The sequence below is a fragment of the Shewanella sediminis HAW-EB3 genome (assembly GCF_000018025.1).
GTDB classification, from domain to species: domain Bacteria; phylum Pseudomonadota; class Gammaproteobacteria; order Enterobacterales; family Shewanellaceae; genus Shewanella; species Shewanella sediminis.
Genome location: NC_009831.1, coordinates 4,944,702 through 4,960,195, shown reverse-complemented (window position 1 = coordinate 4,960,195; position 15,494 = coordinate 4,944,702). Strand labels below are relative to the sequence as shown.

General features: G+C 49.4%; 13 protein-coding genes. 10 read left to right on the top strand and 3 right to left on the bottom strand.

The genetic code is table 11. The features are described 5' to 3' along the window. Positions 1 to 10: 10 nt before the first annotated feature. Positions 11 to 1,471, bottom strand: coding sequence for a radical SAM protein (locus tag SSED_RS21105; RefSeq protein ID WP_012144382.1), 1,461 nt, complete (start codon positions 1,469 to 1,471; stop codon positions 11 to 13). Positions 1,472 to 1,902: 431 nt separating this feature from the next. Between SSED_RS21105 and phsA the strand changes: the two genes are divergently transcribed. The 4 genes from phsA (at position 1,903) to traF (ending at position 6,992) form a co-directional block, all read left to right on the top strand. Then, positions 1,903 to 4,185, top strand: coding sequence for a thiosulfate reductase PhsA (gene phsA, locus SSED_RS21100; RefSeq protein ID WP_012144381.1), 2,283 nt, complete (start codon positions 1,903 to 1,905; stop codon positions 4,183 to 4,185). A gap of 12 nt (positions 4,186 to 4,197) precedes the next feature. Next, positions 4,198 to 4,770, top strand: a complete 573-nt coding sequence (locus SSED_RS21095) for a 4Fe-4S dicluster domain-containing protein (protein ID WP_012144380.1) — start codon at positions 4,198 to 4,200, stop codon at positions 4,768 to 4,770. Continuing rightward, positions 4,767 to 5,708 carry an NrfD/PsrC family molybdoenzyme membrane anchor subunit gene (gene nrfD / locus SSED_RS21090; protein ID WP_012144379.1) on the top strand — a complete coding sequence of 314 codons (942 nt, stop codon included), beginning with the start codon at positions 4,767 to 4,769 and terminating at the stop codon, positions 5,706 to 5,708. Before SSED_RS21095 ends, nrfD begins: the two co-directional genes overlap by 4 nt. 234 nt (positions 5,709 to 5,942) lie before the next feature. Next, on the top strand, positions 5,943 to 6,992 hold the full coding sequence (gene traF / locus SSED_RS21085; RefSeq protein WP_150104369.1) for a conjugal transfer protein TraF: 1,050 nt from the start codon (positions 5,943 to 5,945) through the stop codon (positions 6,990 to 6,992). Here traF and SSED_RS21080 read toward each other — a convergent pair. After that, positions 6,989 to 7,723, bottom strand: coding sequence for a sulfite exporter TauE/SafE family protein (locus SSED_RS21080; protein ID WP_012144377.1), 735 nt, complete (start codon positions 7,721 to 7,723; stop codon positions 6,989 to 6,991). The genes traF and SSED_RS21080 overlap by 4 nt on opposite strands. 121 nt (positions 7,724 to 7,844) lie before the next feature. Next, a complete protein-coding gene (gene metJ / locus SSED_RS21075; RefSeq protein ID WP_012144376.1) occupies positions 7,845 to 8,159 on the bottom strand; it encodes a met regulon transcriptional regulator MetJ in 315 nt (104 codons plus the stop codon). Between the two features lie 233 nt (positions 8,160 to 8,392). Here metJ and metB point away from each other — a divergent pair, with 233 nt between their 5' ends. The 6 genes from metB to SSED_RS21045 all read left to right on the top strand — a co-directional run bounded on the left by metB (position 8,393) and on the right by SSED_RS21045 (position 15,492). Further along, positions 8,393 to 9,553: a cystathionine gamma-synthase gene (metB, locus tag SSED_RS21070; protein WP_012144375.1), complete on the top strand. Its 1,161-nt coding sequence runs from the start codon at positions 8,393 to 8,395 to the stop codon at positions 9,551 to 9,553. 12 nt (positions 9,554 to 9,565) lie between these two features. Then, complete coding sequence (locus SSED_RS21065; RefSeq protein WP_012144374.1) at positions 9,566 to 11,953, top strand: bifunctional aspartate kinase/homoserine dehydrogenase II; 2,388 nt, start codon at positions 9,566 to 9,568, stop codon at positions 11,951 to 11,953. A gap of 503 nt (positions 11,954 to 12,456) precedes the next feature. After that, positions 12,457 to 13,347 (top strand): methylenetetrahydrofolate reductase, encoded by an 891-nt coding sequence (gene metF / locus SSED_RS21060; protein WP_012144373.1) that lies wholly within the window; start codon positions 12,457 to 12,459, stop codon positions 13,345 to 13,347. Positions 13,348 to 13,754: 407 nt separating this feature from the next. Beyond that, complete coding sequence (locus SSED_RS21055) at positions 13,755 to 14,123, top strand: hypothetical protein (RefSeq protein ID WP_150104368.1); 369 nt, start codon at positions 13,755 to 13,757, stop codon at positions 14,121 to 14,123. Between the two features lie 240 nt (positions 14,124 to 14,363). Further along, positions 14,364 to 14,600: a cysteine-rich CWC family protein gene (locus SSED_RS21050; RefSeq protein WP_012144371.1), complete on the top strand. Its 237-nt coding sequence runs from the start codon at positions 14,364 to 14,366 to the stop codon at positions 14,598 to 14,600. A 166-nt stretch (positions 14,601 to 14,766) separates the two neighbouring features. Further along, positions 14,767 to 15,492, top strand: a complete 726-nt coding sequence (locus SSED_RS21045; protein WP_223295932.1) for a PIG-L deacetylase family protein — start codon at positions 14,767 to 14,769, stop codon at positions 15,490 to 15,492. Positions 15,493 to 15,494: the final 2 nt, after the last annotated feature.

The following is a 15,494-nucleotide window of genomic DNA, read 5'->3' as shown; positions in this document are numbered from 1 at the left end:
GGGTTTCCTGTTAAGGCTCAAAATACTGAGAGATGCTACCTTTCATCTTAGGGCGCTTAGCCCGGATAGGGTTTAAGACTCTCTCTTCCAGATCATCGCGATAGAGCATATTGAAGGTATCGAAGGGGATGACGCGTTTGGCATCGGGATGGACGATATGAACGCAGCTTTTGCGAATGCTTCTAAGATCGAAAGAGTAGGCATCGATAAACTCCATGATCACGATTCGAAACACATTCTCATAACCCAAAGAGCTCCAGTCGCTCTGTTTGCTGCCAGAGGTCAGTAGGCCTGCAAGGGCTTGAGGCTGGCTCTCGGGAGAGTGGTGAGTGGAGAAGAGTTCGAATATCTTGTTTTTTATCAGGCTGTCGCGCTCGTAACTTATGGTGTTAGTGCCACCTTCGATTAATGTTTTCGGGTCGATAAGTCCTGTGAGGGGAGTGAATTGGCCATCGAGTTTAAGTGCGTAGGCCATGGCTATACTGTCGGCGTGACAGGGCACTGGGATGATATCCTCCGGTGAGAAGGTCGAGTTCTGTTGCAGTATGTTACGGCGCACTTCGGTGAGGGTTAGCCTGTCTCTATCGGCTTGATAACCTTGCTCATATCTCTCCAGTCTGCCCGCTACCTGTACAGGTTGAAAGGTGATGCCTCGAACGCAATCCTGAAGCTTGGCAAACTCGATAATGTCGCCGAGTTGATGGTCGTTGACGCCACGCCTGACGGTGACCACTAAGGTCGTCGCGATATTGTATCTGTTAAGGTGTTCGAGTGCCTTTTGGTGGATGCGCTGTAGCGGTGAGGCTCGCATGATCTCCAGCGCATCATTCTCCAGAGAGTCGAACTGCAGGTAGACCTCTATGCCTGGGGCGTAACTGGCGAGTCGTTTAACGAACGCTTCGCTTTGAGCCAGTTTCAGGCCATTAGTATTTACTAACAGATGCTTAATCGGCCGTTCCTTGGCCTCATCGAGAATGGTGAAGAAGTCGGGGTGAAGGGTGGGTTCGCCACCGGAGATCTGAACGATATTGGGCTCACCTTCATTTTTAACGGCGAGGTCCAGCATGGCCTTTACCTGCTCCATACCTCTATGCGTCTGTCGCTCGGGAGAGCTGTTGGCATAACAGGTTGGACAGCGCAGATTACAGTGATCGGTGACCTCGACGAGCACGGTGCAGCCATGTTGCTCGTGATCGGGACAGATCCCACAGTCATAAGGGCAGCCCCATTGGGTCTTAGTGTTATAGCTGCGACACTGTTCGGGAGTTTTTAAGAAGATCTCCCGGCTACGACGATAGTATTCGATGTCGTCGGCGAGCATTACCTGCTCGAAACCATGTTCGGGACAACGTTTCAGCATCCATACGGCCCCATCGGCAAACACTATCTTGCCATCGACGCGTTCCAGGCAGGTCGAGCATAACGATATGCAAGTGTCGTAATAGAGGTAGGGCCGCTCTTTGGTCTTCATAAGGCTCCTCAAATAGAGAACTAACTAGTGAGCTCTAGCCGACGGTGCTTTTCAAAAGAGTTGGCACGCGTTGACTTTATCTGCTGCTATTACCGTCTGTCTGTGTGTTTATCGTTCAACACTTAAGAGTAGACACATTATTCGGCCCGATAATTTCATCTCTCCTCACATTTTCTGCCCTATCTCTGCCCTGTTTGAACTGTACATTAGATAAATATCACATTTCTATTTTGCAAAACTGAGATTTCACTGCACCAGATCACACTCACCTTGCCTATGTGGTTTACCACAATACCCATGAGTTTTGTAAGGGATAACAATAGTCTCAAGCTTCTGAGTTGGCGCATCAAGCCCGCGTAGAGGCATCAAACTAATAACAGTGTTAAACAGTGAGTGATTTCATCTTCCACTGGAAGTTGATGGAGGTAACCATGATTAAGCTCGATAGGCGGAACTTTTTAAAGGGAGCTGGGGCGGGAAGCGCAACATGCGCTCTGGCGACTATGCTACCGGGATCTTTAGCGGCATTGGAAAATGCACCACTTCAAGGAGTGGGCAAGGAGGTCGCCAGTATCTGTGAGATGTGCTCTACCCGCTGCCCGATTTCGGCGCGTGTGGTCGATGGCAAGAATGTCTTCATTACGGGTAATAAGGAGGCAAAATCCTTTGGTGGCAAGGTGTGTGCCAGAGGTGGTGCCGGCCACAGCCTGCTCTATGATCCACAACGGATCGTCAATCCACTCAAGCGTGTCGGTGAGCGTGGTGAAGGCAAGTGGGCCGAGATTAGCTGGGATGAAGCCTATGAGATGATGGCTACCAACCTGAACCGGATTAAGCGTGAGCATGGTCCGGAGGCTGTGGCATTTTCCTCCAAGAAAGGTTCGCTCTCCGGTCACTTCTTCCATCTGGCCAAGGCATTCGGCAGTCCGAATACCTTTACCCATGGCTCGCTTTGCCCCGGAGCCTATGTGATCGCCGCCAAATCCATGTTTGGCACTAAGCTGAAGCGGGATCTGGGCAACTCTAAGTACATCATTAACTTCGGTCACAATATCTATGAAGGCATCAACATGTCTGAGACCCGTGGCATGATGAAGGCGCAATCGGAAAGAGGTGCCAAGCTGGTGGTGTTCGAGCCCCGCTTCTCCGTGGTTGCCGATAAAGCCGATGAGTGGCATGCAGTGCGTCCCGGAACAGATGTAGCGGTGGCGCTGGCGCTGTGTCATGTGCTGATCACCGACAAGCTGTATGACCAATCCTTCGTTGAACGCTATGTGGTCGGTTTTGAAGAGTTTGCCCGGGAGGTGAAAGCTTATACGCCTGAGTGGGCCGAGGGTATTACCGATGTGAAGGCGAAAGATATCCGCCGCATCGCCTATGAGCTAGCGGCCGCAGCCCCTCATGCCGTGGTTGATTTCGGACACAGAGCGACATTCACTACCGAAGAGTTTGATATGCGCCGGGCGATTTTTGCCGCCAACGTACTTATCGGCAATATCGAGCGTAAAGGAGGGCTATATCTGGGCAAGAAGGCCAAGACCTATAACAAGTTTGCCGGTGAAACTGTCGCGCCAAAGTTAGCCAAGCCTGGCGTGGAAGGCATGCCTAAGCCGACGGCCAAGCGCATCGATCAGATGGATAAGCAGTACACCATGGTGTGGAAAAATGGTGGGGTTTATCAGAGCATTCTCGCTGCTACTCTGGAGGCTAAGCCCTATCAGTTACGCGGTTGGGTTATGAGCCGTACCAACCCGATGCAGACCATGACGGATAGAGCTAAGGTACTGGAAGCGCTTAAAAAGATGGAGTTTGTTGCCGTCTGTGATGTGTATATCAGTGAGACCGCCGCTTATGCGGATCTTATTCTGCCTGAATCGACTTATCTGGAACGTGATGAGGAGATTGCCGATAAATCCGGCAAGAATCCCGCCTACTATGTGCGTCAACGTGTGGTAGAAACCATAGGTAATACCAAGCCTTCCTGGCAGATTTTTAAGGAGGTTGGTGATGCGCTGGGCTTAAGCAAGTTCTATCCCTGGGAGAACATGGAGACCTTGCAACTGGCTCAGATGAAACGGGATGACAAGGCATTGAGGCACATCAGGGAGAAGGGCTATGTCAGCTATGGTAAGCCATTGATGTTGCGTGAGCCCTCTATGGTGGCCAAGTTTATCGACACCTATGCCAATGCCAGAAAAGCCGATGATGATGGCACTTATGCCAGTGCACTTAAGTTTAAGACACCAAGCGGCAAGATTGAGTTGAGCTCGGCGGCTGTCGAGGAGTTTGCTCCTGGACGTGGCGTGATCCGTTACCGCGATGCACCGCTTAAGCGAGCCGATGAACTCTACTTCATTCAGGGTAAGGTTGCAGTACATACCAATGGTGCGACCCACAATGTGCCCATTCTTGCCAATCTTATGGCTGACAATGCTGTCTGGATCCACCCGGTAACCGCTGGACGACTGGGGATCAGTCATGGCGATGCGATTCGCCTGACCAGTAGTGTCGGCAGTGAAACCAGTTATGCCATGGTCACTCCCGGGATCCGTCAGGATACCGTGTTTGCCTATATGGGGTTTGGCTCCAAAAACAAGGAGTTAATCAGGGCGTCTGGCAAAGGATTACATTGCGGAAACCTGTTGCCGGATAGTACGGCTCCCGTTGTTGGTATGAACTTGCACACCACTGGTGTCAAGGTAGAAAAGGTCTAATCGGAGGCAGTTATGAATAAACGTTATGTGATGGTGCACGATGAAAACAAGTGCATCGGCTGCCAGGCCTGTAATGTGGCGTGTCGCAGTGAGAATGGAACCCCAGAGGGGGTGACCCGATTGCAAGTCAGGGTTGAAGGACCATTTGGGCAGGCGCCAAACCTGCATTTTAAGTACCACAGGGTATCGTGTCAGCAGTGTGAAGATGCACCTTGTGTCAAGGTCTGTCCGACCGGCGCGGCCTATGTTGGCGAGGATGGTATCGTTACCATCAAGGAAGATAAGTGTGTCGGCTGTATGTATTGTGTGGCGGCGTGTCCTTACAAGGTGCGTTTCGTCAACCCGGAAACTAAGGCAACTGATAAGTGTAATTTCTGTAAGGATACTCGGTTGGCTCGTGGCGAGTTACCGGCCTGCGTTACTGTTTGTCCGACCGATGCCTTGACATTCGGCGATGCTAACGAGCCCGACAGTGAGGTTGCAAAGTTACTCAACACCAAGCCAAGTTATCAGGATAAGATTCACCTCGGCACTAAGCCCAGGATCTATCGTATTCCGACTAAGAGAGGGGGGATAGAGTCATGAACAATATATGGGGAGATATGGCGCAATACGATCCGGTAACATGGAACTGGGTCATCGCAGTTTATCTGTTTATGGCAGGCCTGTCGGCCGGTAGTGTGCTGATCGGCATAGGCATGCGCTGGTACAGTAAAGACAAGCTAACGGAGAGTCCGATCCTTAAGGCTGCGGCAATTATTGGTCCGGTGGCGATTAGCTTAGGTCTGGCGTGTTTGGTGTTCGATTTGACTAAGCCTTTCCACTTCTGGGTTATTCTGGTCAACTATAATTTCCAGTCGGTGATGGCGCTTGGTGTGCTGGCGCTTTTGGTCTACACGCCCTTAGGTATCGCCTATGGTTTAATCGTGTTGCGAGACGAGTTACCCAAATGGGGACTCGGCTTCCTGAGCCCGGTTGCTGAAATGCTAACAGGCTGGCGTAAGGCGATTGAAGTGGTGCTGTTTGTACTGGCTGTTGGTGTCGGGGCATACACAGGCTTCCTGATATCGGCGATGAATGCTTATCCTATGCTCAATACGGCAGTACTGCCGGCGCTCTTCCTGGTCTCGGGATTATCGGCTGGTGCGGCGGCAAACTCTGTGGTTGCCCTGTTGATGTTCAAGGTCGATAGTCATGATAAAGAGCTTAGCCGTATGCATGCCCTAGAGCTACCAGTGATGGCGACTGAGATCATGTTCCTGTTTATGTTGTTCTGTGCCTTGTACTTCAAGGGCGGCGCAGCGGCAGTGGCGCTGGCATCACTCACCACAGGTGTGTGGGCTGGGGTATTTTGGATTGGAGTCGTGGGTATCGGCTTCGGTGTTCCTCTGCTGTCCATGTTGATGCCTGCGGCGACGCGGCACACTAAAGGTGCCATGTTGATGGTGGCTTGTTCAGGATTAACCGGGGTATTGGCACTGCGTCACTTCATTCTTTACGCGGGGCAAAGTTACATCTACTAGCTGTTGTTCATCATAAACAATTTATCTGCAAAGTGTTGTTTTAGCCCGGAATCTGAATGGTTTCGGGCTTTTTTGTTCCGAATATTGGAGATGTAACTCTTCGAGATAAGCAAAAAGTCATCAATAAAAAATCTACTTTTTATCCGCACACTATTCCGATCCATCGACTATCTTTAATTGAGAATGATGAAGCTCAAATTACAATAAAAAATGAAAATCGAAAAGGCTGAATGGATGAAACTGTTCAAACTGGCATTATGCTATCTCTTGCTTTCCCCTCTCTCGTCATCGTTTGCAGAGCAACTGAGTGACGAAGTTTGGGGCAATCTTGTGCCTGCGATGGAAGGGGCTCGGAGCCTGCCATCGAGTAGTGAAAATCCTCTATTTATTAATCCGGCTCTGCTGGCATTAGACTCCCTTAAATTTGATGATTCTGCCTTATCTCTGCCGACGGTGGGGGCTAGCGCCTCCTATGATGCGCACGGGGATTTTTCGGTCGTGGCTGTGAATGAAAGCGTTCAGATGAACGTATTTTACAACACTTATGCCGATGCCATTGGTGTTAATGCAATCGATATCGAGGCGTTCGAGTCGTCGGAGGCTCTGAAGGTGCAGGAAGCTGAGCTTATGGATCTCGATTCTAAAGGTATTCTTGTTGCAGGGGCCGTTTCTGATTTTGGTGTTGCGCTAAGTTTTCCCCTCTCAATTGTAAATATGCCGATATCTGTTGGTGTTTCTCCAAAACTGCAAAAGATCGATACCTATAATTATGAAGCGGTTATCAATAGCTTTGAGCCTAGAGAGTTAGATGATGCCAGTTATCGAAGTGATGAAACCACATTCAATCTGGATATCGGTGTTGCAATGGAGCCTGTGGAGGGGTTAGTCGTTGCCATGTCCGGGCGAGACCTGATAAGCAAAGAGTTGGAGGCGGTAGAGTCTCAAGGCAAAACGCTTAGCTATCGAGTCGATCCCAAATTTGCGGCTGGTGTCGCCTATGACTGGAATCGTCTGACTTTTACGACGGATATTGACCTTAACCCTATTAAACGTTTCGATGAAACTGTGGGTACCCAGTACTGGCGATTCAAAGGGGAGGTGCGAGCGACGGATTGGTTGGCACTGCGTTTGGGTTATCGTCATGATATGAAGGACAATAGGGCAAGTGTCTATTCATTGGGAACCGGAGTCGAACTTGGCCAGGTATTCTCTCTCGATTTCACAGGTATGGTCAGCAGCGATGACGCCATCGGCGGTGTACTGAAAACCTCTTATCATTTTTAAAGCTCTGCTATCGACTTTATCGTCAACAGTAAGGCACTCACCGAGCAGAGTAGCAGGGTCATTTTTTTGGTTTTATTCTTATCGATATGGCCAACCAGACGTCCCGAGACCAGATAGCCTAATATCACCCCAGGCAATAACATCAGTGACAGCCATAGGTGTTCGATAGTTAATAATCCGGTTATGGCTAAGATCGCCAGTGCGATCGTAGAGCTAAAGATAAAGAAGGCCGATAGAGCGGCGCGAAACTGGCTGGCATCTTTGCCCGAAAGCAATATTGCCATTGGCGGCCCGCCGATGGCGGCGATGTTACCGAATATTCCGGATACGAATCCTGCGGCAAATAAACTTTTTCGATTAACCTTTAAGTTGAACTTCATCAGACTGAGAATAACGGCTGAGGCGACGATTCCGGCTATTGCCAGCCCCAGAACGGGCTGAGGGGCAAATATCAGTAAAGCTGCCCCAAGAAAACCGCCCGGAATACGGCCGAGAAGAGCATATTGCAATCCGTTAAATTCCAGAGAGCTACGCTCTCTGAAGAGTGTCAGCAATGAGATAGAAAACCCCATAACAATAACGGGAGCAGGCACCAGTTGTGGATCGACGAGATAGAGCAAGGGGGTTGCCACGACAGCAAGACCGAAACCGATAAGGCTTTGGGTGAGGGCACCGAAGAAGATGATGATCGAGGCTAAGAGTAAGCTGGTTGGGTCGATTATTGAAAGCACTGCATCTTCTCTCGGTTAATCCTGTTTAGTTGCTGAAGAATAATTTATCTGAAATCGTGAGCGGCTGAAACAAACAGGGATCGCATAGCGATCCCTGAAATTGACTGAACAAGAGTAAAGGTTACTCTACATCTTCCCACTCAATTCCCATCTCATCCATCAAGCGTTTCACCTCTGCCGGAATACTGTCAGGTTTATCTTTAGACAGATCTTCATCATTTGGCAACGGCTGACCGGTATAGGCATGCAAGAATGCTTCACACAGGAGTTCACTGTTAGTTGCGTGGCGCAGGTTATTGACCTGACGACGAGTACGCTCATCAGTCAGAACCTTAAGCACTTTCAAGGGAATTGACACGGTAATCTTCTTTACCTGTTCATTCTTCTTGCCGTGTTCAGCATATGGGCTGATATAATCGCCATTCCACTCAGTCATTGACTCACCTGTAAATTCAAAATTCGGGGCAGATTTTAACCCTTTAATTTGTACAGTCAAATTATTGCCTCTTATTTGCGACAATTGCAAATAGATTTCTATATGTTTGGACGTCTAAATGGCTATAAGTTGTTGACGATGGCTTTTAGCTTAGGTACATTTAGACGTCCAGACATCTATTTGTGTCAATTGAAATGAAGTATGATGTTCAGTAAATAGTTTAGGAGATGTAGATGACCGAACGTAAGTTAGCCACAATTGCAGTCCGTCAAGGGATTGAGTCTGATACTCAGTATGGTGCGGTCGTACCACCAATCTACCTTTCTACTAATTACTCTTTCGACGGGCACAAGAATCCCAGAGATTTTGATTATAGTCGCTCGGGGAATCCGACCCGCTCAATCCTTGGAGATGCTATCGCCGGATTAGAAAAGGGAGCAACGGGTGTCGTGACCTGTACCGGGATGGCGGCAATTACTCTGGTGACGAGTCTGTTGGGCCCCGATGATCTGTTAGTGGTTCCCCATGACTGCTATGGCGGTAGCTACCGCTTGTTTACCAACTTAGCGAAGAAGGGCCAGTTTAAGTTGGCTGTTGTCGATCAGACCGATGAGTTAGCCCTACAAGATGCTATAGCGCAAAACCCTAAGATGGTTTGGCTCGAGACACCCTCAAACCCACTGCTGCGCGTGGTCGATATCGAGGCTATCGCGAAGGCGAGTCATGCAGTCGATGCTCTCGTAGTGGTAGACAACACGTTCCTTTCGCCTATCTTGCAGCAACCTCTGCTGCTCGGTGCGGATATCGTTATCCACTCTACGACCAAATATATAAATGGACACAGTGATGTGGTTGGCGGCGCCGTGGTAGCTAAAGACGAGGAGTTAGGGGAGTTATTGCACTGGTGGTCAAATACCTTAGGCCTGACCGGCTCGGCGTTCGATAGCTATCTGACGTTACGTGGTATTCGTACCCTTGCCGTACGTATTCGAGAGCATCAGGCGAACGCCCAAAGAGTACTGGATACGCTGACAGCGAGTAGTGTCGTCGATAAAGTTTATTATCCGGGCCTTAAGGATCACCCCGGTCATGAGATCGCCGCGAAACAACAAAAAGGCTTCGGCGCAATGTTAAGTTTCGAGCTTAAGGGGGGAGAAGCCGAGTTAGTGGCCTTCCTCGAGCAACTTAGCGTGTTCTCCGTCGCAGAAAGTTTAGGTGGCGTAGAGAGTTTAGTCGCGGTTCCTGCGACAATGACCCATAGAGCAATGGAGCCTGAGGCTCGAGCCGAAGCTGGGGTGAAAGATACCCTTATCCGTCTTTCTGTAGGTATTGAAGATGCAGATGATTTAGTTGCTGATATACAGGCAGGACTTGCAGCGGCATTAGCTTGTTAATAGGAGTTTGAAATGGCACGTTGTCATTTGCATAAATTTGGTGGTTCCAGTCTGGCGGACGCTGACTGTTACCGCCGTGTGGCTCATATCCTTCTCACTCACGGCAATAGCGACGATCTTGTCGTAGTCTCCGCCGCGGGTAAGAGCACCAACTTTCTTTATAAATTATTAGAGTTAAAAGATACGGCTCAGCTCTGGCAAGAAGAGCTGCAGGTGTTGATTAGCTTTCAACAAAACCTGATCGAGCAGCTGCTTTCTAATGAACAGGCCACAAGTTTAAGAGAACGTTTGTCGATCGATAAGTACCAGCTTATCAGTCTGTTTTCACAGGATGAACTGAAGGAATACGAACGCAGCGAAGTGGTGAGCTTCGGTGAGCGCTGGTCCGCGCGCCTGTTGGCGGCCTTGCTCAGGGAGTCTGGTGTTGCTGCGAGCGATGTCGATGCCAGAACCTTGTTATTGGCCGACGAAGGTGGCGTGCCGCAGATAATGCTGGTCGAGTCCCGTCAGCGAGTTCGGCAAGTACTTAATGACCATCCCAATGAAAGATTAATTATCACGGGTTTCATCTGTGCCAACAGTCGAGGAGAAACTCTGTTGCTGGGACGTAATGGGTCCGATTATAGCGCCACCCTGATCGCCAGTCTGGCCGCCATCGAGCGGGTGACCATCTGGACCGATGTCGAAGGGGTATTCAATGCCGACCCCAATAAGATCAACGATGCTAAATTGCTGAAGAGTCTCTCTCTGGATGAGGCAAACCGTCTCGCTCATCTGGGCTCGCCGGTACTGCATAATCGATCTCTGCAACCTCTTTTCGATACCGAAGTCAGCTTAGCCGTACGTTCGAGTTATGCATCCCACACCGACTTTACCCTGATTGCGCCCAGGAGTTCTTCGGCCAGTGCGCCGGTGGTGACCAATCTGGCCAGTGTGTCGCTATTTAACTTCAGAATCACCACCGAGATCTCCAACTTAGCCGAATTATTGGCAGCGTCTGGGCTAAACCCCTTGGCTCATTGGCAGCTTGCCCATGGCCGGGTTGAGTTGGCCTTCACCCATGAGAATCAGCAGCAGGTGCGAGCTATCCTCGAATCTGAAGTCCCGGGGGTATCGGATCTGCTTCTACGTGAGAATCTTGGCCTGGTCGCCTTAGTCAGCGCCGATGCCGAGCTCTATCGTCGTGGCTTTGCCCGGCTGCTGAGTCGTGATGCCAGGCCGTTATTCAATGACGGCTTGAGTCTGGTCACCTTAGTTCCCTGTGCCAATGTCAACTTACTTACTCAGAAAGTACATAGGCGCTGTGCCGGTCCACGTAAACGTATTGGGGTGCTATTGCTCGGTGTTGGGAATATCGGAGAGGCCTGGGTCGATCTATTTACGCGCGCACGTACATCCCTGAATAAAGAGTTGGAAGCCTGTGTCGAACTGGTCGGCTTATTGAGTTCAAAGAAAGCCCTGTTGAAAGAGGAGGGGATAGGTTTAAGCTCCTGGAAACAAGAGTTTGAACAGCAAGCGACCCCATGGTTGTATGATCACCTGTTTGAACAGCTCCAAGCACTGGATTGCGATGAAATTATCGCACTGGATATCAGCGCGAGTGCCGAGCTGACGCTGCAGTATCCTGAATTTTTTGCCCGTGGTATTCATGTGGTCAGTGCGAATAAGTTAGCAGGTTCCGGTCCATTGGCTTTCTATCGTGAGCTGAAGCAGCAACTTGGAAACCGCAGGCTATTTTGGCGCTATAACGCCAGCTGTGGTGCGGGATTACCTGTGCAGCACGCACTGAATGATCTACACAACAGCGGCGATAGTATCGAGGCTGTTGGTGGCATCTTTTCCGGAACCCTCTGTTGGTTGTTTGAAAATTATGATGCCAATAAGCCCTTCTCAGAGTTAGTCCTGGAAGCTAAAGGCTTAGGTATTACCGAACCCGATCCCCGGGATGACCTTTCCGGCCGCGATATGCAACGTAAGTTGTTAATACTGGCCCGTGAAATTGGCCATGAGATAGAGCTTGAAGATATTGAGCTTAACTCCTTAGTGCCATCGGCATTAGCCGATATTCCTCTGGAGCAGTTCCTCGGACGTATTACTGAGCTCGATGGTGAGATGCTACAGCAGTTTCAGGCAGCGGCGGAGCAGGATAAGGTGCTTCGTTATGTTGCCGGGCTGGATGTGATCGAGGGACAGTTAAAGGCGGCAGTTGGCATTCAATGGGTCGATAGAGAGCATGCCTACGCTAACCTGACACCGGGCGATAATGTCTTCGTGATCCGCAGTGCCTTCTATCAGGATAACCCTCTTATCATCAGAGGTCCCGGAGCCGGGCGTGAAGTTACCGCGGCTGCCGTGCAGTCGGATCTGGCACAGATCTGCAGAGATCTGTTACAGGAGTAAGAAGGGCGCTTCGGGGGGCGCTTCGAGAGAAAAGCAAAAGCTTTTTCTCATAGCAGCTTTGCTGCGTCTTCGCAGGGCGAAGCCCGTCCTAGGAGGCGCTTTTTGCCGAACTCGTAGGCGTATTTAAGCCGTCCTCCAGCGACGAAGTCGCGTCCTTATTTCATGCGTCCTCGCAGGGCGAAGCCCGTCCTAGGAGGCGCTTGTTGCCGAACTAGTAGGCGTTTTAAGCCGTCCTCCAGCGACGAAGTCGCGTCCTTATTTCATGCGTCCTCGCAGGGCGAAGCCCGTCCTAGGAGGCGCTTTTTGCCGAACTTGTAGGCGTTTTTAAGCCGTCCTCCAGCAACGAGGTCGCGTCCCTCCGTATATTTGAACTATCTTATTTGTATTTAGTACTCTATTTGCTATTGACTTAAATCAGAGTTTCACTAATATGGATGTATAGACGTCCAAACGTCTAAAAGAATTTGTTTATTGAAGATAGTCGAGTCGTAGAGGGGATAGAAATGGGTTTTCATCATGCACAACATGCTACATCGCTAAACCAGAGCTTAGCCGAGCTGAATGGCGATATTAACGTTTCTTTTGAGTTCTTCCCTCCTGCCACTCCAGAGATGGAAAAAATCCTCTGGAATTCCATTCGTCGCCTCGAACCGCTTAATCCGAAGTTTGTCTCTGTTACTTACGGTGCGAACTCCGGCGTGCGTGACCGTACCCATGGTGTGATTGAGCGTATTCAGAAGGAAACTGATTTAGTTGCCGCGCCGCATCTCACCCTGGTCGATGCCAGCGATGAAGAGCTCAAAGAGCTTGCTAAGCATTATTGGAATTCAGGTATCAGGGATATCGTGGCACTACGCGGCGATCTGCCTGAGGGCAGCCCTAAGCCTACTCGTTTTGCCAATGACTTAGTGCGATTACTGCGTTCTGTCGCCGATTTTGATATCTCCGTTGCGGCCTATCCCGAAGTACACCCCGATGCGCTTAATGCTCAGGCTGACTTGATTAATCTGAAGAAAAAAATTGATGCCGGCGCCAACCGAGCCATCACGCAATTTTTCTTCGATGTCGAGTCCTATCTTCGATTCCGTGACCGTTGTGTTGCGGCCGGAATCGATGTAGAGATCGTTCCGGGTATCCTGCCTGTGACCAACTTTAAACAGCTTAAACGCTTTGCCGGTATGACCAACGTGTCGATTCCAGGCTGGTTACATAAACAGTTTGAAGGTTTGGATGATGATCCAACGACTCGACAGATGGTGGGGGCCAATGTGGCTATCGACATGGTTAAAGTCCTGTCTCGCGAAGGTGTGAAAGACTTCCATTTCTACACTCTAAACCGCGCCGAGCTAACCTATGCCATCTGCCATACTTTGGGTGTGCGCCCGGGGAAATAATGCTGGGCTACGGGCTACGGGCTACGGGCTACCGCCTACCGCCAGAGAGGTATAAGCAGTAAATGTAGGAGCGGCTTTAGCCGCGAAGGCTCAGAAGATTAGAGATACGAGTTGAAATCAGTGCCCTGCCTTATCGGTGGGGCATTTTTGTTATCCCGTAAAACAGCTATGGGCGCGTTGATAAGAGCGAGGTTAAGTCATGGAGATCCGAAACCGTTCCCGGTGAGAAGATTCCGCTCGAACTTATCCTCGATAATTGATTATGTGCATAAGTTGAACAGAGCCTGTTGGTTCTCTATGATGACTCTTGAATGTTCGAGGGTAGAGCCGGTTAAGTGAGACTGCCGCGCTTTTTTACACTCATTAACTCTATGGATAAGTTAGGAAAAAATTTAAGGATGAATTTGATGAAGTTATTAATGACGGTTTTTTTGCTGCTATCTCTGTCTGCATGTAATGGAATAAGGTTGAATACGATCCCGAGTGTCGATGAGTCTTTAAGAACCTATAAAGTTCAAGAGTACTCCATTGCTGAAATTCAGCGATATAAAGCCGAGTCTCTGGGTAAGGTCGTCTCCTCCTATTGCAGAACCAGGCCGACTCAGCCTAAACCTACCGAGTCATTTCTTCTTGGCGAGCTTAAGTATAAGACTCAGAGGCTGGGTGGCAATGGTGTGGTGATCATGGAGTGTGTCGACCATCGCCTCAATAACAGCTGTAACGATTATCTGGAATGCAGAGCCTTAGCCTATCGCGTCGATTTCGACAGCTTGTAGGCTGCTACCGAGAGATAGCTTATGAATACATTAATCGCGCTAAATGAGGATAACATCTATAAACCCCTTTTCACCAGATACGCTAAGTCATTAAACGTTTAGAATTTATTCATAACGTGGCCTGTTTAGAGGGTGGATCACCTTTCGGTGTTTTTCAAGGTAGTTGGCACTCTTTGCTTAGGCATGGTGTCACCTTGTATGATGGGGTAAATCATCCTGCGGATGAGGAAGAAATAAGAGATGATAGTGATGACTCAATCGATAAATAAGTCCGATATTTGCCCCCTTTGCCAACGACAAAATGGCTGTGCCGTCATCGAGGGAAAGGAGCTCAAAGATTGCTGGTGTAATCACACTACTTTTCCACCCAAAGAAGTGGTAAAGGGAGAGGCTCCGGAGCTTAAGGCATGCATCTGTCAGAGCTGTATCGCTAAGCTAAAAGAGGAAGCAGAACTGGGGCTGAAGAGGCTGGATTGAAGCAAGGCAATGAGATCGATTCTCTTGTCTGCGTGTTTAACCGATGAATGCGAGGTGAGCTATGGGCCAAAGGATTCGGTTGACTCTGATACTTCTCATGCTTGCTATAAGCGTAACAGGCTGTCACCTCGAGAATGGAAGAGAGCAATTCGATGGATCATATAGTATGGAACCAGTGGAAGAGATGGCGGGGGATCTCTCTGTCGTCGTTATTTTTGCTCATCCGGATGATGAGACCTGGATATCTGGAACGTTAGCAAAATTGAGTGATCATGGCGTAAAAGTCTTTCCGGTATACGCGACTTCCGGAGATGCCGGGAGTGATCATTCCGGGCAAGGGTTATCGGGCTCTGAGTTAGCGCTGATTCGAGAGCAGGAAGCTATTGCAGCCTCTCAAATATTAGGCCTTCAGTCTCCGATATTTTTGCGCTTACCTGATGGCAAGCTCAATAAATATTCTGAAGAGATTATCAAGCAGCTGAACAGCATACTCGAACAGGAAAAGCCTACCGCTATTCTCACATTTGTGGAGGGGGGAATAACGGATAATCGAGACCACAAAACGTTGAATAGATTAGTTTCAGCCCATTTCAATCGGCTTGCTGGTTACTTTGGTGTCTCCTATTACAGGGCGGAAAGCCTGGCTAAATCGGCCAATAAGTTTGGCTTCGATTACAAGGTTGCTATGCCCATCGAGGACGCAGGTGTCACGATTCGAGTCGATGTTTCATCCTATAAAACTAAAAGGGTGAAGGCGATGGCAAGCCATAAGACTCAATTCCCTTCCATTATGATCAAAGCCTATACTGATTATGCCGAGTCTGTTCCCCTGGAGGAGATCATTACCATTAATGGGGGGAGCTGCTCTGTTCTGATAAGGCTGTTAGAGTGATA

Coding starts and splice junctions, on each gene's coding strand:
- metB (WP_012144375.1), top strand. CDS start 8,393: ATGACCGAACGTAAGTTAGCCACAATTGCAGTCCGTCAAGGGATTGAG.
- SSED_RS21105 (WP_012144382.1), bottom strand. CDS start 1,471: ATGAAGACCAAAGAGCGGCCCTACCTCTATTACGACACTTGCATATCG.
- nrfD (WP_012144379.1), top strand. CDS start 4,767: ATGAACAATATATGGGGAGATATGGCGCAATACGATCCGGTAACATGG.
- metF (WP_012144373.1), top strand. CDS start 12,457: ATGGGTTTTCATCATGCACAACATGCTACATCGCTAAACCAGAGCTTA.
- metJ (WP_012144376.1), bottom strand. CDS start 8,159: ATGACTGAGTGGAATGGCGATTATATCAGCCCATATGCTGAACACGGC.
- SSED_RS21055 (WP_150104368.1), top strand. CDS start 13,755: ATGAAGTTATTAATGACGGTTTTTTTGCTGCTATCTCTGTCTGCATGT.
- SSED_RS21065 (WP_012144374.1), top strand. CDS start 9,566: ATGGCACGTTGTCATTTGCATAAATTTGGTGGTTCCAGTCTGGCGGAC.
- phsA (WP_012144381.1), top strand. CDS start 1,903: ATGATTAAGCTCGATAGGCGGAACTTTTTAAAGGGAGCTGGGGCGGGA.
- traF (WP_150104369.1), top strand. CDS start 5,943: ATGAAACTGTTCAAACTGGCATTATGCTATCTCTTGCTTTCCCCTCTC.
- SSED_RS21045 (WP_223295932.1), top strand. CDS start 14,767: ATGGAACCAGTGGAAGAGATGGCGGGGGATCTCTCTGTCGTCGTTATT.
- SSED_RS21095 (WP_012144380.1), top strand. CDS start 4,198: ATGAATAAACGTTATGTGATGGTGCACGATGAAAACAAGTGCATCGGC.
- SSED_RS21050 (WP_012144371.1), top strand. CDS start 14,364: ATGATAGTGATGACTCAATCGATAAATAAGTCCGATATTTGCCCCCTT.